The sequence below is a fragment of the Rhodococcus sp. NPDC059179 genome (genome assembly GCF_042754885.1).
Taxonomy (GTDB): domain Bacteria; phylum Actinomycetota; class Actinomycetes; order Mycobacteriales; family Mycobacteriaceae; genus Rhodococcus_G.
The window spans coordinates 144,072-164,495 of the sequence record NZ_JBHZBV010000003.1 but is presented as its reverse complement, the minus strand read 5'-3'; the positions used below and the strand labels follow the sequence as shown (position 1 = coordinate 164,495).

General features: G+C 66.3%; 33 protein-coding genes. 29 read left to right on the top strand and 4 right to left on the bottom strand.

The features are described 5' to 3' along the window. The first annotated feature begins 1 nt into the window (after position 1). The 18 genes from rplP (at position 2) to ACFXMV_RS09075 (ending at position 9,736) form a co-directional block, all read left to right on the top strand. Positions 2-418 (top strand): 50S ribosomal protein L16, encoded by a 417-nt coding sequence (rplP, locus tag ACFXMV_RS09160; protein WP_027503156.1) that lies wholly within the window; start codon positions 2-4, stop codon positions 416-418. Continuing rightward, entirely contained in the window at positions 418-654 is a 237-nt protein-coding gene (rpmC, locus tag ACFXMV_RS09155; RefSeq protein ID WP_378500609.1) for a 50S ribosomal protein L29, read from the top strand. Before rplP ends, rpmC begins: the two co-directional genes overlap by 1 nt. After that, positions 651-935: a 30S ribosomal protein S17 gene (gene rpsQ, locus ACFXMV_RS09150; protein ID WP_378408655.1), complete on the top strand. Its 285-nt coding sequence runs from the start codon at positions 651-653 to the stop codon at positions 933-935. The genes rpmC and rpsQ overlap by 4 nt, the downstream gene beginning before the upstream one ends. Positions 936-1,183: 248 nt before the next feature. Next, a complete protein-coding gene (gene rplN / locus ACFXMV_RS09145) occupies positions 1,184-1,552 on the top strand; it encodes a 50S ribosomal protein L14 (RefSeq protein WP_027503159.1) in 369 nt (122 codons plus the stop codon). Further along, complete coding sequence (gene rplX, locus ACFXMV_RS09140) at positions 1,552-1,866, top strand: 50S ribosomal protein L24 (RefSeq protein ID WP_027503160.1); 315 nt, start codon at positions 1,552-1,554, stop codon at positions 1,864-1,866. The genes rplN and rplX overlap by 1 nt, the downstream gene beginning before the upstream one ends. Position 1,867: 1 nt before the next feature. Further along, positions 1,868-2,434 (top strand): 50S ribosomal protein L5, encoded by a 567-nt coding sequence (rplE, locus tag ACFXMV_RS09135; protein ID WP_378502468.1) that lies wholly within the window; start codon positions 1,868-1,870, stop codon positions 2,432-2,434. 3 nt (positions 2,435-2,437) lie between these two features. Further along, a complete protein-coding gene (locus tag ACFXMV_RS09130; RefSeq protein WP_005239644.1) occupies positions 2,438-2,623 on the top strand; it encodes a type Z 30S ribosomal protein S14 in 186 nt (61 codons plus the stop codon). Between the two features lie 143 nt (positions 2,624-2,766). Then, positions 2,767-3,165, top strand: coding sequence for a 30S ribosomal protein S8 (rpsH, locus tag ACFXMV_RS09125; RefSeq protein WP_142100159.1), 399 nt, complete (start codon positions 2,767-2,769; stop codon positions 3,163-3,165). Between the two features lie 14 nt (positions 3,166-3,179). Continuing rightward, the gene (gene rplF / locus ACFXMV_RS09120) at positions 3,180-3,719 is read left to right on the top strand and encodes a 50S ribosomal protein L6 (protein ID WP_097211073.1); all 540 of its coding nucleotides are present in this window, start codon (positions 3,180-3,182) and stop codon (positions 3,717-3,719) included. A gap of 1 nt (position 3,720) precedes the next feature. Continuing rightward, entirely contained in the window at positions 3,721-4,128 is a 408-nt protein-coding gene (gene rplR, locus ACFXMV_RS09115; RefSeq protein WP_378502244.1) for a 50S ribosomal protein L18, read from the top strand. A gap of 31 nt (positions 4,129-4,159) precedes the next feature. After that, positions 4,160-4,813 carry a 30S ribosomal protein S5 gene (gene rpsE, locus ACFXMV_RS09110; protein ID WP_378502245.1) on the top strand — a complete coding sequence of 218 codons (654 nt, stop codon included), beginning with the start codon at positions 4,160-4,162 and terminating at the stop codon, positions 4,811-4,813. A 1-nt stretch (position 4,814) separates the two neighbouring features. Further along, on the top strand, positions 4,815-4,994 hold the full coding sequence (gene rpmD, locus ACFXMV_RS09105; protein ID WP_027503165.1) for a 50S ribosomal protein L30: 180 nt from the start codon (positions 4,815-4,817) through the stop codon (positions 4,992-4,994). A gap of 2 nt (positions 4,995-4,996) precedes the next feature. After that, positions 4,997-5,440, top strand: coding sequence for a 50S ribosomal protein L15 (gene rplO / locus ACFXMV_RS09100; protein ID WP_077040845.1), 444 nt, complete (start codon positions 4,997-4,999; stop codon positions 5,438-5,440). A 182-nt stretch (positions 5,441-5,622) separates the two neighbouring features. Further along, the gene (secY, locus tag ACFXMV_RS09095; RefSeq protein ID WP_378501548.1) at positions 5,623-6,936 is read left to right on the top strand and encodes a preprotein translocase subunit SecY; all 1,314 of its coding nucleotides are present in this window, start codon (positions 5,623-5,625) and stop codon (positions 6,934-6,936) included. After that, positions 6,933-7,478 carry an adenylate kinase gene (locus tag ACFXMV_RS09090; RefSeq protein ID WP_378501547.1) on the top strand — a complete coding sequence of 182 codons (546 nt, stop codon included), beginning with the start codon at positions 6,933-6,935 and terminating at the stop codon, positions 7,476-7,478. Before secY ends, ACFXMV_RS09090 begins: the two co-directional genes overlap by 4 nt. Before the next feature lie 9 nt (positions 7,479-7,487). Continuing rightward, positions 7,488-8,282, top strand: coding sequence for a type I methionyl aminopeptidase (map, locus tag ACFXMV_RS09085; RefSeq protein ID WP_378502895.1), 795 nt, complete (start codon positions 7,488-7,490; stop codon positions 8,280-8,282). Between the two features lie 31 nt (positions 8,283-8,313). Beyond that, positions 8,314-8,739, top strand: coding sequence for a MerR family transcriptional regulator (locus ACFXMV_RS09080; RefSeq protein ID WP_378501545.1), 426 nt, complete (start codon positions 8,314-8,316; stop codon positions 8,737-8,739). Continuing rightward, positions 8,729-9,736, top strand: coding sequence for an aldo/keto reductase (locus tag ACFXMV_RS09075; protein ID WP_378502894.1), 1,008 nt, complete (start codon positions 8,729-8,731; stop codon positions 9,734-9,736). The genes ACFXMV_RS09080 and ACFXMV_RS09075 overlap by 11 nt, the downstream gene beginning before the upstream one ends. A 55-nt stretch (positions 9,737-9,791) precedes the next feature. Here the strand turns inward: ACFXMV_RS09075 and dtd are convergent, their stop codons facing one another. Next, positions 9,792-10,223 (bottom strand): D-aminoacyl-tRNA deacylase, encoded by a 432-nt coding sequence (gene dtd, locus ACFXMV_RS09070; RefSeq protein WP_378502893.1) that lies wholly within the window; start codon positions 10,221-10,223, stop codon positions 9,792-9,794. Between the two features lie 188 nt (positions 10,224-10,411). On the opposite strand from dtd, the gene infA reads away from it, so the two are divergent. The 8 genes from infA to truA all read left to right on the top strand — a co-directional run bounded on the left by infA (position 10,412) and on the right by truA (position 15,101). Beyond that, entirely contained in the window at positions 10,412-10,633 is a 222-nt protein-coding gene (gene infA, locus ACFXMV_RS09065) for a translation initiation factor IF-1 (protein ID WP_003418601.1), read from the top strand. 81 nt (positions 10,634-10,714) lie between these two features. Further along, positions 10,715-10,828, top strand: coding sequence for a 50S ribosomal protein L36 (rpmJ, locus tag ACFXMV_RS09060; protein ID WP_025347279.1), 114 nt, complete (start codon positions 10,715-10,717; stop codon positions 10,826-10,828). 227 nt (positions 10,829-11,055) lie between these two features. Continuing rightward, positions 11,056-11,430, top strand: a complete 375-nt coding sequence (rpsM, locus tag ACFXMV_RS09055; RefSeq protein WP_027503171.1) for a 30S ribosomal protein S13 — start codon at positions 11,056-11,058, stop codon at positions 11,428-11,430. Then, positions 11,430-11,840, top strand: a complete 411-nt coding sequence (rpsK, locus tag ACFXMV_RS09050) for a 30S ribosomal protein S11 (RefSeq protein ID WP_077040851.1) — start codon at positions 11,430-11,432, stop codon at positions 11,838-11,840. The genes rpsM and rpsK overlap by 1 nt, the downstream gene beginning before the upstream one ends. A 21-nt stretch (positions 11,841-11,861) precedes the next feature. Next, positions 11,862-12,467 carry a 30S ribosomal protein S4 gene (gene rpsD, locus ACFXMV_RS09045; protein WP_378502892.1) on the top strand — a complete coding sequence of 202 codons (606 nt, stop codon included), beginning with the start codon at positions 11,862-11,864 and terminating at the stop codon, positions 12,465-12,467. A gap of 118 nt (positions 12,468-12,585) precedes the next feature. Then, the gene (locus tag ACFXMV_RS09040) at positions 12,586-13,650 is read left to right on the top strand and encodes a DNA-directed RNA polymerase subunit alpha (RefSeq protein ID WP_027503174.1); all 1,065 of its coding nucleotides are present in this window, start codon (positions 12,586-12,588) and stop codon (positions 13,648-13,650) included. Between the two features lie 33 nt (positions 13,651-13,683). After that, complete coding sequence (rplQ, locus tag ACFXMV_RS09035; protein ID WP_378501958.1) at positions 13,684-14,229, top strand: 50S ribosomal protein L17; 546 nt, start codon at positions 13,684-13,686, stop codon at positions 14,227-14,229. 20 nt (positions 14,230-14,249) lie between these two features. Further along, positions 14,250-15,101, top strand: a complete 852-nt coding sequence (truA, locus tag ACFXMV_RS09030; protein WP_378501959.1) for a tRNA pseudouridine(38-40) synthase TruA — start codon at positions 14,250-14,252, stop codon at positions 15,099-15,101. Positions 15,102-15,123: 22 nt separating this feature from the next. Here truA and ACFXMV_RS09025 read toward each other — a convergent pair whose 3' ends face one another. Then, positions 15,124-16,239 (bottom strand): DMT family transporter, encoded by a 1,116-nt coding sequence (locus ACFXMV_RS09025; protein WP_378502891.1) that lies wholly within the window; start codon positions 16,237-16,239, stop codon positions 15,124-15,126. A 54-nt stretch (positions 16,240-16,293) separates the two neighbouring features. On the opposite strand from ACFXMV_RS09025, the gene ACFXMV_RS09020 reads away from it, so the two are divergent. After that, positions 16,294-16,848, top strand: a complete 555-nt coding sequence (locus ACFXMV_RS09020; protein ID WP_378502368.1) for a CGNR zinc finger domain-containing protein — start codon at positions 16,294-16,296, stop codon at positions 16,846-16,848. A 19-nt stretch (positions 16,849-16,867) separates the two neighbouring features. On the opposite strand, the gene ACFXMV_RS09015 is transcribed toward ACFXMV_RS09020, so the two are convergent. Both ACFXMV_RS09015 and ACFXMV_RS09010 read right to left on the bottom strand, forming a co-directional pair. After that, a complete protein-coding gene (locus ACFXMV_RS09015; RefSeq protein ID WP_378611799.1) occupies positions 16,868-17,233 on the bottom strand; it encodes a PAS domain S-box protein in 366 nt (121 codons plus the stop codon). 162 nt (positions 17,234-17,395) lie between these two features. Continuing rightward, on the bottom strand, positions 17,396-18,538 hold the full coding sequence (locus ACFXMV_RS09010) for an acyl-CoA dehydrogenase family protein (protein ID WP_378502889.1): 1,143 nt from the start codon (positions 18,536-18,538) through the stop codon (positions 17,396-17,398). A gap of 55 nt (positions 18,539-18,593) precedes the next feature. Between ACFXMV_RS09010 and ACFXMV_RS09005 the strand changes: the two genes are divergently transcribed. Together ACFXMV_RS09005 and ACFXMV_RS09000 are read left to right on the top strand one after the other, a co-directional pair. Further along, positions 18,594-19,184 carry a TetR/AcrR family transcriptional regulator gene (locus ACFXMV_RS09005; protein ID WP_378501966.1) on the top strand — a complete coding sequence of 197 codons (591 nt, stop codon included), beginning with the start codon at positions 18,594-18,596 and terminating at the stop codon, positions 19,182-19,184. Between the two features lie 168 nt (positions 19,185-19,352). Next, a partial coding sequence (locus ACFXMV_RS09000; protein WP_378613079.1) for an Ig-like domain-containing protein occupies positions 19,353-20,424 on the top strand: 1,072 nt, incomplete at its 3' end.

Below are 20,424 nucleotides of genomic sequence, written 5' to 3'. Positions count from 1 at the left end.
CATGTTGATCCCCCGTCGGGTCAAGCACCGCAAGCAGCACCACCCGAGCCGTTCGGGTGCCGCCAAGGGCGGAACTCAGGTGACCTTCGGTGACTACGGCATCCAGGCTCTCGAGCCCGCCTACATCACCAACCGTCAGATCGAGTCCGCTCGTATCGCAATGACGCGCCACATCAAGCGTGGCGGCAAGATCTGGATCAACATCTTCCCGGATCGTCCGCTCACGAAGAAGCCGGCCGAGACCCGAATGGGTTCCGGTAAGGGTTCGCCCGAGTGGTGGGTCGCGAACATCAAGCCCGGTCGGGTCATGTTCGAGATGACTTACCCCAACGAGGAGATTGCTCGTGAGGCCCTGCGCCGCGCGATGCACAAGCTCCCGTGCAAGTGCAGGATCGTCACGAGGGAGGAGCAGTTCTGATGGCTACTGGAACCCCAGCCGCAGAGCTCCGTGAGCTCAGCGAAGAAGAGTTGGTCACCCGGCTCCGCGAGTCGAAGGAAGAGCTGTTCAACCTTCGCTTCCAGATGGCGACCGGTCAGTTGGACAACAACCGTCGCCTGCGCACTGTCCGTCACGAGATCGCGCGCGTCTACACCGTCATGCGCGAGCGTGAGCTCGGCCTCGCCGCCGGCCCGGATGCGGGTGACGCGGCATGAGTGAGAAGAAGGACACCGCAGTGACTGAAGAGCGTGGGACCCGCAAGGTCCGCATCGGCTACGTCGTCTCCGACAAGATGGAGAAGACGATCGTGGTCGAGCTCGAGGATCGTGTGAAGCACCCGCTGTACGGCAAGATCATCCGCCGTACCACCAAGGTGAAGGCGCACGACGAGAACGGCATCGCCGGCATCGGCGACCGCGTTCAGCTCATGGAGACCCGACCGCTGTCGGCGACCAAGCGCTGGCGTCTGGTCGAGGTGCTCGAGAAGGCCAAGTAAGAAATCGACACCACGAAACGGCCCGTCCCCGTTGGGGGCGGGCCGTTTTCGTTGTCGACACGGCGGGGGACCGCCCAAGCACGCCGGATGCCCATCGGGCACGATTTGGATTCCCTCGGCGTGTTCCCTACACTAGAGCGGTTGCCTTTACCTCCGCATGTCCGCATGCGGGTTCGGATGGGCAGCAGACCGCGCGCATCGGGTCGGTAATCCGTTGCGTACGTAAATCCAGGTCTTAGGAGAGATCAGTGATTCAGCAGGAGTCGCGACTGCGCGTCGCCGACAACACGGGTGCCAAGGAGATTCTCTGCATCCGCGTTCTCGGCGGGTCGTCTCGTCGCTACGCCGGGATCGGCGACATCATCGTCGCCACCGTCAAGGACGCCATCCCGGGTGGAAACATCAAGAAGGGCGAGGTCGTCAAGGCCGTCATCGTCCGCACCACCAAGGAGCGCCGCCGTCCGGACGGCTCGTACATCAAGTTCGATGAGAACGCTGCCGTCCTCATCAAGCCTGATCACGATCCCCGTGGCACCCGCATCTTCGGACCCGTGGGTCGCGAGCTGCGCGACAAGAAGTTCATGAAGATCGTTTCGCTCGCCCCGGAGGTGCTGTGATGAAGGTGCACAAGGGTGACACCGTTCTGGTCATCGCCGGCAAGGACAAGGGCGCCAAGGGCAAGGTCATTCAGGCCTTCCCGGCGACCGAGAAGGTCCTCGTCGAGGGCGTGAACCGGATCAAGAAGCACACCGCGGTCTCCGCGAACGAGCGTGGCGCCTCCTCCGGCGGCATCGTGACGCAGGAAGCCCCGATCCACGTGTCGAACGTGCAGGTCGTGGACTCGGACGGTAACGCCACTCGCGTGGGCTACCGCACCGACGAGAACGGCAAGCGGGTTCGGATCTCCCGTAAGAACGGGAAGGACATCTGAGATGACTAGCACTGAGAACAAGATCGTTCCCCGTCTGAAGACCCGCTACCGCGCCGAGATCAAGGACGCGCTGAACGCGGAGTTCGAGTACGCGAACGTCATGCAGATCCCCGGCGTCGTCAAGGTCGTCGTCAACATGGGTGTCGGCGACGCCGCCCGCGACGCGAAGCTGATCAACGGCGCGGTCACCGACCTCGAACTGATCACCGGTCAGAAGCCCGAGATCCGCAAGGCCCGCAAGTCCATCGCGCAGTTCAAGCTGCGCGAGGGCATGCCCATCGGCGCACGCGTCACCCTCCGTGGCGACCGCATGTGGGAGTTCCTCGATCGCCTGGTCAGCATCGCGCTGCCCCGTATCAGGGACTTCCGCGGCCTGTCCGGCAAGCAGTTCGACGGCAACGGCAACTACACCTTCGGTCTCAACGAGCAGTCGATGTTCCACGAGATCGACGTTGACAAGATCGATCGCCCGCGCGGTATGGACATCACCGTCGTGACGACCGCGACCAACAACGAAGAAGGCCGTGCCCTGCTCAAGCACCTCGGCTTCCCGTTCAAGGAGAACTGAGCCATGGCGAAGAAGGCACTGGTCAACAAGGCCAACAAGAAGCCCAAGTTCGCGGTGCGCGCCTACACCCGCTGCCAGCGGTGCGGCCGTCCCCACTCGGTGTTCCGCAAGTTCGGCCTGTGCCGAATCTGCGTTCGCGAGATGGCGCACGCGGGCGAGCTTCCCGGCGTTCACAAGAGCTCCTGGTAGCGAGAACACTTCTGGCTTGCATCCGTGAGCCAGTCCGAAGGAAAACCCCTTCGCTGTAGGCCCACGACCGGCCGGCACTCCCTGGAGTGCCGGACCCGGTGTTGTATGGGAACCGCTGCGAGAAAGGTGAACAGGTCAACCCCATGACCATGACCGATCCAATCGCAGACTTCTTGACGCGTCTGCGCAACGCCAACTCGGCGTACCACGATGAGGTGAAGCTTCCCCACTCGAAGATCAAGGCGAACATCGCCGAGATCCTCAAGCGTGAGGGCTACATCTCCGACTTCCGTACCGAGGACGCCGAGGTGGGCAAGACCCTCATCGTCGACCTGAAGTACGGACCCAGCCGTGAGCGCAGCCTCGCGGGTGTCCGGCGCGTTTCCAAGCCCGGCCTCCGGGTTTACGCGAAGTCCACCAACCTGCCCAAGGTCCTGGGCGGCCTCGGCGTGGCGATCATCTCCACGTCGACCGGCCTGCTCACCGACCGCCAGGCGGCCAAGCAGGGCGTGGGCGGCGAAGTCCTCGCCTACGTCTGGTAAGGGAGGCCACCACAATGTCGCGTATTGGAAAGATTCCGGTCACCGTCCCCGCGGGCGTTGACGTCACCATCGAAGGCCAGAACGTCTCGGTCAAGGGCCCCAAGGGCACCCTGGCGCTGACGATCGCCGAGCCGATCAGCGTTGCCAAGAGCGAGGACGGTGCCCTTCTGGTCACCCGTCCGGACGACGAGCGTCGCAGCCGCGCGCTGCACGGCCTCTCGCGCACCCTTGTCGCCAACCTGATCACCGGTGTCACCGAGGGCTACACCACGAAGATGGAGATCCACGGCGTGGGCTACCGCGTCGCGCTCAAGGGCAAGGACCTCGAGTTCGCGCTGGGTTACAGCCACCCGGTGCCGATCGAGGCCCCCGAGGGCATCACCTTCGTCGTCGAGACGCCCACCCGGTTCTCGGTCTCGGGTATCGACAAGCAGAAGGTCGGCCAGATCTCGGCCAACATCCGTCGTCTTCGCCGCCCGGACCCGTACAAGGGTAAGGGCGTGCGTTACGAGGGTGAGCAGATCCGCCGCAAGGTCGGAAAGACGGGTAAGTGATATGAGCCAGACTGCAAACCAGAAAGCCAAGCGGATCCCGCTGGGCAAGGATGCGTCCACCACGCGTCGTCTCTCGAAGACGCGTCGTCACTTCCGTCTGCGCAAGAAGGTCTCGGGTACGCCCGAGCGTCCGCGCCTGGTCGTGAACCGGTCCTCGCGCCACATCCACGTCCAGCTCGTGGACGACCTGGCGGGCCGTACCCTGGCCTCCGCGTCGACCATCGAGGCGGACCTGCGTGCGGCCGAGGGCGACAAGAAGGCCCTGAGCGCGAAGGTCGGTCAGCTGATCGCCGAGCGCGCGAAGGCAGCAGGCGTCGAGGCCGTGGTCTTCGACCACGGTGGCCACGGCTACCACGGTCGCATCGCGGCCCTGGCGGACGCTGCTCGCGAAGGCGGGTTGAAGTTCTGATGATGAAGTTCACGAATGGAAGGACAGTCTGATGCCGGGACGTCAGAGGCGTGACGGCGGCAGCGGACCCGCCGGACAGAACGGACCCGCCGGTGGCGGCGACAACCGCGGCGGCGGCGACCGTCGTGGCGGCGGTCGTGACGATCGTCGTGGCGGCCAGTCGGCTCCGAAGTCGGACCACATCGAGCGCGTTGTCACCATCAACCGCGTGTCGAAGGTCGTCAAGGGTGGTCGGCGCTTCAGCTTCACCGCTCTCGTGATCGTGGGCGACGGCAACGGACTCGTTGGCGTCGGCTACGGCAAGGCCAAGGAAGTTCCCGCGGCCATCCAGAAGGGTGTCGAGGAGGCTCGCAAGAGCTTCTTCCGCGTTCCGATGATCGGCGGCACCATCACTCACCCGATCCAGGGTGAGGCGGCGGCTGGCGTGGTCATGCTCCGTCCGGCCAGCGCCGGTACCGGCGTCATCGCCGGTGGCGCGGTGCGTGCCGTGCTCGAGTGCGCGGGTATCCACGACATCCTGTCGAAGTCGCTCGGTAGCGACAACGCAATCAACGTCGTGCATGCGACCGTTGCCGCCCTCAAGGGTCTGCAGCGTCCCGAGGAGGTGGCCGCGCGTCGCGGTCTGCCCATCGAGGACGTGGCCCCGGCCGGCATGCTGCGTGCACGTGCGGGACAGGGAGTCTGAGATGGCTGAACTGAAAGTCACCCAGGTCAAGAGCTCGATCGGCACCAAGAAGAACCAGCGCGACAGCCTGCGCACCCTCGGTCTGAAGGGCATCCGTCAGACCGTCGTCCGCGAGGACAACGCGCAGAACCGTGGCCTGGTCAACGTGGTCCGCCACCTCGTCACAGTTGAGGAGGTCTAACCATGACCATCAAGTTGCACCACCTGCGCCCCGCTCCCGGCGCCAAGTCCGACAAGATCCGCGTCGGCCGAGGCGAGGGCGGCAAGCGAGGTAAGACCGCAGGTCGCGGCACGAAGGGCACCAAGGCCCGCAAGAACGTGCCCGCAGCCTTCGAGGGTGGACAGATGCCGCTGCACATGCGTCTGCCCAAGCTCAAGGGATTCAAGAACCCGTTCCGGACCGAGTACCAGGTCGTCAACGTGGGCGATATCGCCCGGTTGTTCCCCAACGGTGGGACGATTGGCGTTGCCGAGCTCGTCGAGGCAGGCGCGGTTCGCAAGAACCAGCTCGTGAAGGTCCTCGGCGACGGAGAGCTCACGGTGTCCGTTCAGGTCACCGCGAACAAGTTCACCGGTGCCGCCAAGGAGAAGATCGCCGCTGCCGGTGGGACCACCACCGAGCTGTGATCCACCAGTAGGTCGAGACCGATGGCCGCAGCGCATCCCGAAGGGGCGTGCTGCGGCCATTCGTCTAACCTGACTCACGCGGTCTCTCGGGGCTGAGTGAACGGGTGCCACTGCTAGTGTTCTAAAGTTCATTTCGCCTCGTGAGCGATCCCGCTCGCGTTCTGCCAGTGCCAGGAGGATCTTTGCTTTCCGCCTTCGTCTCGGCCCTCAGGACTCCAGACCTGAGGCGGAAGATCCTCTTCGCCCTCGGCATCATCGCGTTGTACCGATTCGGTGCGACGCTGCCGTCGCCCGGCGTCGACTATGCCAACGTCAAGACCTGTATCGATCAGATCTCCGGCGGTGAGTCCGCGGGCATCTATTCGCTGATCAACCTGTTCTCCGGCGGCGCGCTGTTGCAGCTGTCGGTCTTCGCGATCGGCATCATGCCGTACATCACGGCGAGCATCATCGTGCAGCTGCTGACGGTGGTCATCCCGAGGTTCGAGGAACTCCGTAAGGAGGGCCAGTCGGGCCAGGCGAAGATGACGCAGTACACGCGGTACCTGTCGATCGCGCTGGCCATCCTGCAGTCCACCGGCATCGTCGCGCTCGCCGCGCGGGGACAGCTGCTGCAGGGCTGCCAGGAAGACATCATCGCCGACCAGTCCATCTTCGGACTGGTGACCATCGTCCTGGTGATGACCGCCGGTGCGGCTCTGGTGATGTGGTTCGGCGAGTTGATCACCGAGCGTGGCGTCGGCAACGGCATGTCGCTGCTGATCTTCGCCGGCATCGCCTCGCGCATGCCGTCGGAGGGCAAGGCGATCCTCGACAGCCGTGGCGGACTGATCTTCGCCATGGTCTGCGTCGCGGCGCTCGTCCTCATCGCCGGCGTCGTGTTCGTCGAGCAGGGCCAGCGGCGCATCCCGGTGCAGTACGCCAAGCGGATGGTCGGGCGGAAGATGTACGGCGGCTCGTCGACGTACCTGCCGCTCAAGGTCAACCAGGCGGGCGTGATCCCCGTGATCTTCGCGTCCTCGCTGCTGTACCTGCCGAACCTGATCGCTCAGCTGACCGGTGCGAGCACGGCGACCGACCCGAGCTGGTGGCAGCGGCTGATCCAGGAGTACCTGGTCAATCCCAGCAACCCGGTCTACATCCTCATCTACTTCCTGCTGATCGTCTTCTTCACCTACTTCTACGTCGCGATCACCTTCAATCCCGAAGAGCGCGCGGACGAGATGAAGAAGTTCGGCGGCTTCATCCCGGGTATTCGCCCGGGCCGCCCGACGGCGGACTACCTCAACTACGTGCTCAGCCGCATCACGCTGCCGGGCGCCATCTATCTCGGTCTCATCGCGGTGCTGCCCAACTTCTTCCTCAGCGGGGGGAACGCGGGAAGCAGCATCTTCGGTGGTGCGGCAGTGCTGATTCTGGTCAGCGTCGGCCTCGACACCGTCAAGCAGATCGAGAGTCAACTCATGCAGCGCAACTACGAAGGGTTCCTCAAGTGAGACTTGTCCTCCTTGGTCCTCCCGGTGCCGGTAAGGGCACTCAGGCCGCCATCCTGTCGGAAAAGCTCGGCGTTCCGCACATCTCCACGGGCGACCTGTTCCGCGCCAACATCGGGCAGCAGACGGCGCTCGGCCTCGAGGCGAAGAAGTACCTCGACGCAGGCGACCTGGTGCCAAGCGAGATCACCAACAACATGGTCCGCGCCCGGGTGTCCGAGCCGGACGCGGTGAACGGTTTCCTGCTCGACGGGTTCCCCCGCACGGTCGATCAGGCGCAGGCGCTCGAGGGCATCCTCGGTGAACTGAACGCCAAGCTCGACGGTGTGCTGGCCTTCGAGGTCGACGACGAGGTCGTGGTCGAGCGGATGCTGGCGCGTGGGCGCGCTGACGACCAGGAAGACGTGATCCGCAACCGGATGCGTGTCTACCGCGAGGAGACCGCGCCGCTGCTGGACTACTACGCCGGCCAGACCGTCACCGTCGACGCCGTCGGCGAGGTCGACGAGGTCAACGCGCGCGCGCTCGCCGCGCTCGGCAAGTAAGAGGCCATCGTGGGGTTTCGTCGTAAGAAGGTCGTTCCCTTCCGCACCGCGGGCGAGTTGGACGCGATGGCGGCTGCTGGTGCCGTCGTCGGCGCGACACTCGTCGCGGTGCGCAACGCGGCGAAGCCCGGCGTGAGCACGCTCGAGCTCGACCAGCTCGCCGAGCAGACGATCCGTGATGCGGGCGCCGTGCCGTCGTTCCTCGGCTACCACGGCTTCACCGGATCGATCTGCTCGTCGGTGAATGACCGGGTGGTGCACGGGATCCCGTCGGCCGACGATGTTCTCGTCGAGGGCGATCTCGTGTCCATCGACTGCGGCGCGATCCTCGACGGTTGGCACGGCGACTCCGCCTGGACGTTCGGCGTCGGCACGATCATCGAGGCCGACGAGCTGCTCAGCGAGGCGACCAGGCTGTCGATGGAGGCCGGCATCGCGGCGATGGTCGCGGGCAACCGCCTCACCGACGTCTCGCATGCGATCGAGCTGGGCACGCTCGCCGCGGCGAAGGCGCACGGCCGCAAGTACGGCATCGTGGACGGCTACGGTGGTCACGCCATCGGCAGGGAGATGCACATGGATCCGTTCCTGCCGAACGAGGGCGCGCCCGGCAAGGGACCGGAACTCGTCATCGGTTCCGTGCTGGCCATCGAGCCGATGCTGACGCTGGGTACCCACGAGACCGTGGTGCTCGAGGACGACTGGACGGTCGTCACGACCGACGGCTCCCGCGCCGCGCACTGGGAGCACACCGTCGCGGTCACCGAGGACGGCCCGCGAATCCTCACCCTCCGCCCGGAGTAGAGGCAAGGCGACTGTTCGAGTCGGGGCAAACGTGAGCGGGGTCGGCCTGTCGATCGCGGAGGCTGCTGCGCGGACCGGGCTCAGCGCGCACACCCTGCGCTACTACGAGCGAGACGGCTTGATGCTGTCCGCGGTCGGCCGGTCCGGGGCCGGGCACCGGCGGTATGCCGCGGAGGACATCGCGTGGATCGAGTTGGTCACTCGGCTGCGGGCGACCGGCATGCCGATCCGGGAGATCCAGCGTTATGCCGCACTTGTCCGGGCGGGGGACGGGACCGAACTCGATCGGCTGACGCTGTTGCAGGCACACCGGAGCCGGGTGCTCGCCCAGCTCGCCGAGGTGACCGATCACCTGGGTGCCATCGACCACAAGATCGGCGTGTACGGCGATCGTCTCGACGCTCGGGGCTTGACTTCGAGCGCACTCGAAGTCGTTGACTTCACCCATGACAACTGACGCAATCGGAACGAGAACCCTCGGCGCAGCCTCGCCGCTGACCGTGTCTGCCCTTGGGCTGGGCTGCATGGGCATGTCCGAGTTCTACGGGACCGGCGACGAGGCAGCCGGGATCGCCACCATCCATCGGGCGCTCGACCGCGGTGTGACCCTCCTGGACACCGCTGACATGTATGGGCCGTTCACCAATGAACGGCTGGTCGGCAAGGCCGTCGCCGGGCGTCGCGACGAGGTCGTGCTTGCCACGAAGTTCGGCCACGAGCGGCTTCCCGACGGCACCCGAGTCGGGATCAACGGCAGGCCGGAGTATGTGCGTGCGGCCTGCGACGCCTCGCTGCGGCGGCTCGGCGTCGATCACATCGACCTCTACTACCAGCATCGCGTGGACAGGTCGGTTCCGATCGAGGACACCGTCGGCGCGATGGCTGGACTCGTCGCGGCCGGCAAGGTGCGTCATCTCGGATTGTCCGAGGCGGGTCCGGACACGATCCGTCGGGCGCATGGCGTGCATCCGATTACCGCGCTTCAGACGGAGTACTCGCTCTTCACTCGTGATCTCGAGGACGAAATCCTGCCGACGATCCGCGAGCTCGGCATCGGGCTCGTGCCCTACTCGCCGTTGGGTCGGGGCATGCTCACCGGCGCGATCACTCCGGTTTCCGGAGCAGACGGCGCCGGTGACCTGCGCCGGTCGGCGTACTTCCCGAGGTTTCAGGGCGAGGCGCTGACGGCGAATTTGGCGTTGGTCGCCAGTGTGCGCGCCTGCGCCGAGGCCAAGGGCGTGACGCCCGGCCAACTGGCGCTGGCATGGGTCCTCGCGCGCGGCGAGGACGTCGTCCCCATCCCCGGGACCAAGCGGGTGAGCTACGTCGACGAGAACGTGGCCGCCGCATCGGTCACGCTGACGACGGAGGACCTGGTGGCGCTCGAGCGGGCGGTGCCGAAGGGCGCGGTCGCAGGCGACCGGTACGGCGACATGTCGCACATCGACGCGTGACGAGGGAGCCTGGCCGGTGACATCGGGGGCGCGGCGTCGTGCATCCTCTGCCGGCTCAGGCCTCGAGCAGCAGGGTGACGGGGCCGTCGTTGACCGAACTGACACGCATGTGCGCGCCGAAGTGGCCGGTCTCGACGTCTGCGCCCAGCCCGCGCAGCGCGTCGGCGAACGCGTCCACCAGCGGCTCGGCCACCGCGCGGGGTGCGGCCGCCGACCAGGAGGGTCGCCTGCTCTTGCGGGTGTCGGCGAGCAGCGTGAACTGGCTGACCACGAGGATCGGCGCAGCGACGTCCGAGGCGGACCGCTCGTGGTCGAGGATGCGCAGCTTCCAGACCTTCGCGGCGAGGGCGTCCGCGACAGCCTGGTCGTCGCCGTGCCCGACGCCGAGCAGGATCAGCAGTCCCTGGCCGTCCGGGGCGATCCTGGCGACCGTGCGACCGTCGACCTCGACTGCCGCCTCGGTGACCCGCTGCACAACCGCGCGCACGTCTCGCTTCCTTTCGGGGGTTGGGGCGTGTGAACCCACATTTGGCCTGGTGAGCGAACTCCGGTAAGCTAGATCAACGGTGCGCCCTGCGTGCCGGTCGTTTCGTGCGTCTGTGCGGCTCGCCGGTTCTCTACCGCGTGCGCATCACCGTAACGGAGAACGATGCCCACCAACGGATCGCGGAGGATATGGCTAAGAAAGACGGGGCCATCGAGGTCGAGGGACGCGTAGTCGAACCGCTGCCCAATGCAATGTTTCGCATTGAGCTCGAGAACGGCCACAAGGTCCTCGCGCACATCAGCGGGAAGATGCGTCAGCACTACATTCGCATCCTGCCGGAAGACCGTGTCGTCGTAGAGCTGTCGCCCTATGACCTCTCTCGCGGTCGCATCGTCTACCGGTACAAGTAACACACACTTCCCGGGCCACATCTGGCCTGGGGGAACCATGTCCACCCACCGGTGGGCGACCACACAGGAGATTAGACAGACGTGAAGGTTCAGCCCAGCGTCAAGAAGATCTGCGAGAAGTGCAAGGTGATCCGTCGTAACGGCCGGGTCATGGTCATCTGCGACAACCTGCGTCACAAGCAGCGTCAGGGATAACCACCTGCACGACTTGCGATCGGCTTGTCCGACGCAACTGAAAAGAAGACCTCTCAGCACCAGCCAGGGTCACGGCCAACGGGTTTCGGCTCGAACGGCAAATCCTGGTACACCCCCGGCACGGAGGCCGGGGCCCCACTGAGTTAGTTGAAAGACGCTCTGAGCGATCAGAGGACACAGGGGACGGACTGGGAGCAGACCTCCGCACACCGATAGGAAATGCCAACATGGCACGTCTCGCAGGTGTCGATCTTCCTCGCGAAAAGCGCATGGAGATCGCACTGACCTACATCTACGGCGTCGGCCGTACCCGCTCCAAGGAGATCCTCGCGGCCACCGGGGTCAACCCGGATCTGCGCAGCAAGGACCTCAGCGACGAGGACCTGACCAAGCTCCGCGAGTACATCGAGGAGTCGCTGAAGGTCGAGGGTGACCTTCGCCGCGAGGTTCAGGCGGACATTCGTCGCAAGATCGAGATCGGCTGCTACCAGGGCCTGCGCCACCGTCGTGGTCTGCCCGTGCGTGGACAGCGCACCAAGACCAACGCGCGCACCCGCAAGGGCCCCAAGCGCACCATTGCCGGCAAGAAGAAGGCGAAGTAATGCCCCCTAAGTCACGCACCGGTCCGAAGAAGACCCAGAAGGCACGTCGCAGGGACAAGAAGAACGTCCCGCACGGCGCCGCTCACATCAAGAGCACCTTCAACAACACCATCGTGTCCATCACGGACCCGGCAGGCAACGTCATCTCCTGGGCGTCCTCGGGTCACGTGGGCTTCAAGGGTTCGCGTAAGTCGACCCCGTTCGCCGCTCAGCTGGCCGCCGAGAGCGCTGCCCGCAAGGCGCAGGAGCATGGCGTCAAGAAGGTCGACGTCTTCGTCAAGGGCCCCGGCTCGGGACGCGAGACCGCGATCCGTTCGCTGCAGGCTGCAGGCCTCGAGGTCGGCACCATCTCCGATGTCACCCCCCAGCCGCACAACGGCTGCCGTCCGCCCAAGCGGCGTCGGGTCTAGCGGGAAGGAAAGGTTTAGAAAATGGCACGTTATACCGGCCCCATCACCCGCAAGTCGCGTCGTCTGCGCGTCGACCTCGTCGGAGGCGACCAGGCGTTCGAGCGTCGCCCCTACCCGCCGGGCCAGCACGGCCGCGCGCGGATCAAGGAGAGCGAGTACCTGCTCCAGCTGCAGGAGAAGCAGAAGGCGCGCTTCAGCTACGGCGTCATGGAGAAGCAGTTCGTCCGCTACTACAAGGAAGCGGTGCGTCGCCCGGGTAAGACCGGCGAGAACCTGCTGCGCATCCTCGAGACCCGTCTCGACAACGTCGTGTACCGCGCCGGTCTGGCCCGTACCCGTCGTCAGGCCCGCCAGCTCGTCAGCCACGGCCACCTTCTCGTGAACAACAAGAAGGTCGACATCCCGAGCTACCGCGTCTCCCAGTACGACATCATCGATGTCAAGGAGAAGTCGCTGAGCACGCTGCCGTTCCAGGTTGCCCGCGAGACCGTCGGCGACCGCCCGGTTCCCGGCTGGCTGCAGGTCGTTCCGGGTCGCCTCCGCATCCTGGTCCACCAGCTGCCCGAGCGCGCACAGATCGACATTCCGCTGCAGGAGCAGCTGATCGTGGAGCTGTACTCGAAGTAATGCCTAACGGCCTGTGCGCGGTTAGCGGGTCCAAGGACCCGCTAACCGCGCACAGGCGCCGAAGGCGCCATCCATCGTGGGCGTCAAATAGCGGACGTCCGTACAGGAGGAAAACCACATGCTCATTTCTCAGCGACCCACGCTGACCGAAGAGGTCATCGCTGACAACCGCTCGAAGTTCGTCATCGAGCCCCTTGAGCCCGGCTTCGGGTACACCCTCGGCAACTCGCTTCGCCGTACCCTGCTGTCGTCGATCCCCGGCGCTGCTGTCACCAGCATCCGCATCGACGGCGTCCTGCACGAGTTCACCACCGTTCCCGGCGTGAAGGAAGATGTCACCGACATCATCCTGAACCTCAAGGGCCTGGTCGTGAGCTCCGAAGAGGACGAGCCGGTCACCATGTACGTCCGCAAGCAGGGCCCCGGTGCCGTGACTGCAGGCGACATCGTGCCCCCGGCCGGCGTCACGGTGAACAACCCGGATCTGCACATCGCCACCCTGAACGACAAGGGCAAGCTGGAGATCGAGCTCGTCGTCGAGCGCGGTCGCGGCTATGTCCCCGCCGTCCAGAACAAGGCGTCCGGCGCCGAGATCGGCCGTATCCCGGTCGACTCGATCTACTCGCCGGTGCTCAAGGTCACCTACAAGGTGGAGGCCACCCGCGTCGAGCAGCGCACCGACTTCGATCGGCTCGTGCTGGACGTGGAGACCAAGAACTCCATCACTGCTCGGGACGCGCTCGCCTCGGCGGGCAAGACCCTGGTTGAGCTCTTCGGCCTGGCCCGTGAGCTGAACGTCGAAGCAGAAGGCATCGAGATCGGACCCTCGCCCGCCGAGGCCGATCACATCGCTTCCTTCGGACTGCCGATCGAGGATCTGGACCTGACCGTCCGTTCCTACAACTGCCTCAAGCGCGAGGGTGTTCACACCGTCGGCGAGCTGGTTGGTCGCACCGAGTCCGATCTGCTGGACATCCGCAACTTCGGTCAGAAGTCCATCGACGAGGTGAAGGTCAAGCTGCATTCGCTCGGCCTGGCCCTCAAGGACAGCCCGGCTTCCTTCGATCCGACCACCGTTGCCGGCTACGACGCCGCCACCGGAACCTGGAGCGACACGGACGCCGGCGCCTTCAACGACGCCGACGGCAACGACCAGGACTACGCCGAGACCGAACAGCTGTAGTCAGCTCACCGGTTCCTTACTAGGAGATTCATCATGCCCAAGCCCAAGAAGGGTGCTCGCTTCGGCGGGTCGGCTTCGCACCAGAAGGCGATCTACGCCAATCTGGCCACCGCGCTCTTCGAGCACGGTCGCATCACCACCACCGAGGCCAAGGCCAAGGCCGTGCGGCCCTACGCCGAGAAGCTCATCACGCACGCGAAGGCCGGCACGCTGGCTCACCGTCGTGAGGTGCTCAAGGTCATCCGCAACAAGGATGTCGTGCACACCCTGTTCGCGGAGATCGGTCCGTTCTACGCGGAGCGCGATGGCGGCTACACCCGCATCATCAAGACCGTTCCCCGCAAGGGTGACAACGCTCCGATGGCGATCATCGAGCTCGTCAAGGAGCAGACCGTCACCTCCGAGGCCAACCGCGCCAAGCGCGTGAAGGCTTCGCAGGACGCCCCGGCCGAGAACGTCGTCGAGGCCGTCGTGGCCGACGCGACCGAGGCCGAGGTCGAGAACGCTGACGCAGTCGTGGAGGCCGTCGAGGACGAGACCGCCACCGCCGCGGACGCGGACGAGGCCAAGAAGGACTAACGCTGAACGCGTCAGAACCTCTGAGCGAACCCGTCGCCCCCTCCCGGGGCGGCGGGTTCGTTCGCTATCGCCTCGACGTCACCTACGACGGCGCCGACTTCGCCGGCTGGGCCCGTCAGCCCGGGCTCCGCACCGTCTGCGGGGTGCTCGAGCAGGCCCTGTCCACGGTGTTCCGCGAGCCGGTCGAGCTGACCGTGGCCGGACGCACCGACGCGGGCGTGCACGCCGCAGGGCAGGTCGCGCACATGAACCTGTCGACGCCGCTCGACGACCCGAGCCGGCTGGTCCGCCGGTTCGCGCGGTTCCTGCCGCCCGACGTCCGGATCAAGGCCATCACCGCGGTGCCCGCGGAGTTCGACGCCCGGTTCTCCGCGATCCGCAGGCACTACGAATACCGCATCAGCACGGCGAAGTACGGCGTCGAACCGTTGCGGGCCCGCGACACCGTCTCGGTGCCGAAGGACCTGGACCTGGACGCGATGGGCAGGGCCTCGGCCGGGCTGCTCGGTCTGCACGACTTCGCCGCCTTCTGCCGCAGGCGGGAGGGCGCCACCACCGTTCGCGAACTGCAGCGCTTCGATTGGGCACGCGAGGGCGACATCGTCACCGCCTACGTCAGCGCCGATGCCTTCTGCTGGTCCATGGTGCGGAGTCTGGTCGGCGCGATGCTCGCGGTGGGGGAGGGTCGCCGCAGCGTCGAGTGGACGGTCGGGCTCCTCGAGCAGCGCGAGCGGTCCAGCTCGGTGCTGGTCGCGCCCGCGCACGGGCTGAGCCTGGTTCGGGTCGACTATCCGGCCGACGAGGATCTCGCGGAGCGCAACGCCGTCACCCGCGAGGTGCGGACGGTGCCCGGCGGCTGCTGCGGCGACTGACCTCGGGCTGCCGAGCGTGCAGTTACCGGGGCGTCGGCCGCGCGGGAGCGTCGACAGGTGCACTCTCGGCGGGCTGCGGCAGCGGCAGGCGCTGGCCGCCCGCGCCGCCGACCCGGGCGAGTGCGATGCCGCCGAGTACGCCCGCGCCGCCGAGGATCTGGATCGGCGTCATCGATTCGCCGAGCAACAGCCACGAGGCGGCGACGGCGAACAGCACCTCGGTCAGCAGGATCAGCGAGGTCAACGTCGGGCCGATCCGGGCCACCGCGGCACTGCCCGACAGGTAGGAGACGACCGTGCTCACGAGGATCAGCAGGGCCAGTGGGACGAACCACGCGAGCTCGACCGCGCCCAGCGTCGCGTCCGTGCCCGCGACGGTGAGCGGTAGCACGCCGAGCAGGCCGAAGAATCCGATCGCGACGGCGCCGACGCCCATCCCCGTCGCGGTCAGCACCAGCGGGCTGAAGGACTCGGAGGTCCGGTCCGAGATGACGAAGAAGCAGGCCAGGCAGACCGTCGACATCGCCGACCAGGCGACGCCGACGACGCTGATCTCGACGCCCCCGAGGAGGTCGAGCACGCCCACGGCTCCCACGAGCGCGAGCCCCGTGCCCAGCAGGGTCACCAGGCCGGGACGTTCGCCTCGCGTAGCCCACGCCCACCCGATGACGAGCAGCGGCGCCATGAACTGAATCATCAGGGCGACGCCGACCGAGAGATACTGCAGCGACAGGAAGAAGCTGGCCTGAACGCCTGCCACCGCCATTAATCCGTACAGCACAATCGTTCTGGCGTGCCGGTGGGCGGTGCGCAGTCCGCCCGGTTCGACGATCGCGGCGATGAGGAGCATCACGACGGCGGCGCCCGCGATGCGCGCGAGAACGGTGCCGCCCGGTGACCAGCCGGCGTTCATCAGCGACTTGGCGAACGGGCCCGACAGTCCGAAGGCGAGGGCGGAGAGCACGCTCAGGGCGGTACCGGTCCGGGTCGCCAGCGACTGCTTGCAGGTCGCTCGAAACGACACCGCCAGCGACGGCTTGCAGGTCGCTCGAAACGACGCCGCCGGCGACTGCTTGCAGGTCGCTCGAAACGACGTCGCCAGCGATTTGCCGCTGTGCATGTCGGCGTCTCCTGTCATGAGTGAAAGCTGATTAGACTCATGACGGTAGGAGGCGAGTCGTCAGGAGTCAAAGTGTATATAGCCCATGACACCGAGCGGGCCCTCATCGGCGCGGCCGCGCTGGTGAACACCGGGCTCGGTGGCCGGGAGTGGCTGCCCGACGTCGCGGCGCTCGACGCGTTCCTGACCGAACACGACTGGAGCGGCAGGCGGGACGGGACCGAGGCGGAACTGCGCGCGGTGCGGTCGTTGCGGCCACGGCTTCGCGCGCTGTGGCGGTCGGGCAGTGACCGCGACGCGGCACAGATCGTGAACGCGTTGCTCCGGGAGGCGAAGGCGCTGCCCCGGCTGACGGAGCACGGCGACTGGGGCTGGCACCTGCACGTGACCGCGGACGAGGATCCGCTGGTGCACAGGATGGGCGCCGAGGCCGCGATGGCCTTCGTCGACGTGATCCGTGTCGGGGACCTCGACCGACTCCGCCACTGCGCGGCGCCTGACTGCGAATCGGTGCTGATCGACCTGTCCCGCAACAGGTCCCGCCGCTATTGCGACACCGGAAACTGCGGGAATCGGGCGAATGTGGCGGCGTACCGGGCGCGCAAGGCGCAGGCCGCGACGCAGTGACACTGCGGTCAGTGCGTGGTCAGCCGGACTGCGCGACGCCCTCGATGACGGTCATCACGACCGTTTCCGCGTTGTGCCGGGCGACGGATTTGTTCACCTTGACCCGGATGACGCAGCCGTCCTTGCGCACCAGGTCGACATCGGCGGACAGGCCGAGTTGCTCGCCGTTGATCAACTGGGTGTGGCCGCGGTCGTGTTCCTCGATGAGACTCGGATGGACGAATTGGCGGGGGCCGAGGCCCCGCGCCTCGGGCAGTGAGTAACCGAGAAGGTCGGCGAATGCCCGGTTGACGTCGACGACGTGATCGTCGCTCTTGTGCACGATGACCGGCATGTTGACGTTGTGGATGAGCGACCGATAGTGGGCACCACTTATCGCACTCACGGAACTCGAAGACACCCGCGACCTCCCGACTGGTCTGCGCAAGCACTCGGTCCAAAGTTGTGGACCGTTCAATCAATGTGACAGCGGGGGAAGTGTAAGTGCAACGTGATGGGTGACACATCGGTTTCCGATACATAGGGAACCGAAATGGTTTGTATCCGGTCAGCCGGCCAGGGAGCGGGCGATCACGAGGCGCTGAATCTGGTTGGTGCCCTCGAAGATCTGCGTGATCTTCGCCTCGCGCATGTACCGCTCCACCGGGAAGTCCTGGGTGTAGCCGTATCCGCCGAACACCTGCACGGCGTCGGTGGTGACCTTCATCGCGGCATCGGTGGCGACGAGCTTCGCGACGCTGGCATTGCGGGAGTAGGGGACTCCCGCGTCGCGCCTGCGGGCCGCGTCCAGGTAGGTGGCGCGCGCCGAGTCCACCGCGGCGGCCATGTCGGCGAGCAGGAAGCCGAGGCCCTGGTGGTCGATGATCCGCTTGCCGAAGGCCTTGCGCTCCTTGGCGTACGCGACGGCGTCGTCGAGTGCGCCCTGTGCGAGTCCAACCGCGACCGCGGCGATGCCGAGGCGGCCCGAGTCGAGCGCGCTGAACGCGATGGGCAGGCCCTGGCCCTGCGCTCCGATCAGCCGCTCCTGCGGGACGAAGGCGTCGTCGTAGTGGGCGGAGGTGGTGGGGACGGCACGCAGTCCCATCTTCTCCTCCGGCTTGCCGAAGGACAATCCGTCGGTGTTCTTGTCCACCAGCAGGCAGGAGATGCCGCGCGGACCGTCGTCGCTGGTGCGGGCGAACAGGGTGTAGAAGTCTGCGCGGCCACCGTTGGTGATCCAGGCCTTGGAGCCGTTGATCCGGAATCCGCCGTCCACGGGGTCTGCCTTGCAGCTCAGCGCGGCCGCATCGGATCCGGCCTGGGGCTCGGAGAGGCTGTACGCGCCGATGGTGTTGCCGCCCAGCATGTCCGGGAGCCACCGCGCCTTCTGCTCGTCGGTGCCGTGGGTGGCCAGGGCGAAGCAGGAGAGGCTGTGCACGCTGGTGGCGACCGCGACGGCGGCCCATCGCGCGGCGAGCTCCTCGAGTACCTGTAGGTAGACCTCGTACGGCTGATTGCCGCCGCCGAACTCCTCGGGATACGGCAGGCTCAGCAGCCCGGCCTGGCCGAGGGCCGGGAAGACGCCCTCCGGGAACGTTTCCGTCTTCTCGTGCTCGTTCACCTTGGGCGCCAGCACCTTGTCCGCGACATCGCGGGTGAGTTCGATCAGGTCGCGGGCTTCCTGGCTGGGCAGCAGGCGTTCGACGGGCACGGCGGTCTCCTCCGGTGAGTAGTACTGAAAACGATACTGCAGTACTGTTATGAGTATGGCAACCCGGTCCAGCACCCCCGCCGTGCGTGGCGCCGCGCGCCGGGCGCAGCTACTCGATCAGCTCGTCGACCTGTTGCTGGAGGAGGGCTTCGCGCACCTGACGCTGGACGACATCGCGGGCAGGTTGCGCTGCTCGAAGTCGACCCTTTACGCGCTCGCGGACAGCAAGGAGCAGCTGGTCGCCGCCGCGACCGTGCACTTCTTCCGGGGTGCCACCGAGCGCGTCGAGTCCCGTCTCGATGGGGTCATCGGTGCGCGCGAGCGGATCGGGGCATACCTGGAAGCGGTCGGCGAACAACTCCGCCCCGCTTCGGCCCGCTTCATGGACGATCTCGCGCGCAATGCTGCGGCCCGCGAGATCTACGAGCGGAACACCCGCTTCGCTGCCCGCCGGGTGCAGGACCTGATCACGGCGGGGGTGCGGGCGGGCGAGTTTCGGGAAGTCAACGCCGCCTTCGTGGCGGACGTGGCCGCGGCGATGATGGTCCGAATCCAGCGGCGTCAGGTCGCGGAATCGACCGGGCTGCCGGACGCCCAGGCGTATCTCGAACTCGCAACGCTACTTACTCAGGGTCTCACCATGTGAGCCTCTGGCCTGGCGCTTCACAGTTGGACGAATGTCCGTGTTGGGAATCATCTCATTTTGACATCGCCGCTCGGGGCGGTTGGTTATGGTTGCCCCATTTCGTGCGATCTGTAACCGGTTCTGGCTATGCATTCGCGCGGTCCCTGGATGCATGGAGGAACGACGAAGATGTCTCATGCGGTGATGCGTCGCGCGGTGGCGGCGGTGAGCGTCGCGGCTGTCGGTGTGCTCGGTCTCGGGGTCGGTGGTGGTGTCGCGAACGCGGCGCAACTGTCGGCGACGGTGACGGCCACCAACATCGTGGCGACGAAGACCTTGCTGGGCGATGGGTCGGTGCTGCCCGGTGAGGTGGTGACCTACCGGACGCAGTTCTCGGTGAACACCATCATCGACCGGTACCTGAACAAGATCACCGATGTTCATCCGGCCGGATTCCAGTATGTGCCGGGCAGCGCGAAGGTCACGGCGGCGTCCACCTCGTCTCCGACGCCGAGCGTGGATGTGGCGAACAACCGGGTGTCGGTGTCGAACTCGGCGAGCGCGTGGTACCTGTCGAAGTCTGTGAACCGGACGGTGTCGTACGAGGTGTCGTACAAGGTTCCGGACAATGCGCCCGCGGGCACGTTCAACAGCGGTCTGACGTTCGATGTGAACACGTTCGGTTCGACGCAGGCGTTCAACCCGATCGGCGTGACGATCGACGTGCAGGCTCCGCCGGATGCGGCGACCACGACGACCCTCACGGCTCCGGCGACGGCGAATGTCGGTGCCGCGGTGGAGCTGAAGGCGACGGTTGCTCCGGCCAATGCCGGTGGCACGGTGCAGTTCAAGGACGGCGCCGCGAACATCGGTTCACCGGTTGCGGTCACCGGTGGCACGGCGACGCTCTCGCACAGCTTTGATGCGGCGGGTGCGAAGTCGATCACCGCTGTCTACTCGGGTGGTACGGGGTTCACGGGTTCGACGTCGGCTGCTGCGACGGTGACGGTGTCGGTGCCCGATGAGGCGACCACGACGACCCTCACGGCTCCGGCGACGGCGAATGTCGGTGCTGCGGTGGAGTTGAAGGCGACGGTTGCTCCGGCTGCTGCTGGTGGGACGGTGCAGTTCAAGGATGGCGCCGCGAACATCGGTTCGCCGGTTGCGGTCAGCGGTGGCAATGCGACGTTGTCGCACAGCTTTGATGCGGCGGGTGCGAAGAGCATCACCGCGGTGTATTCGGGTGGTGCGGGGTTCACGG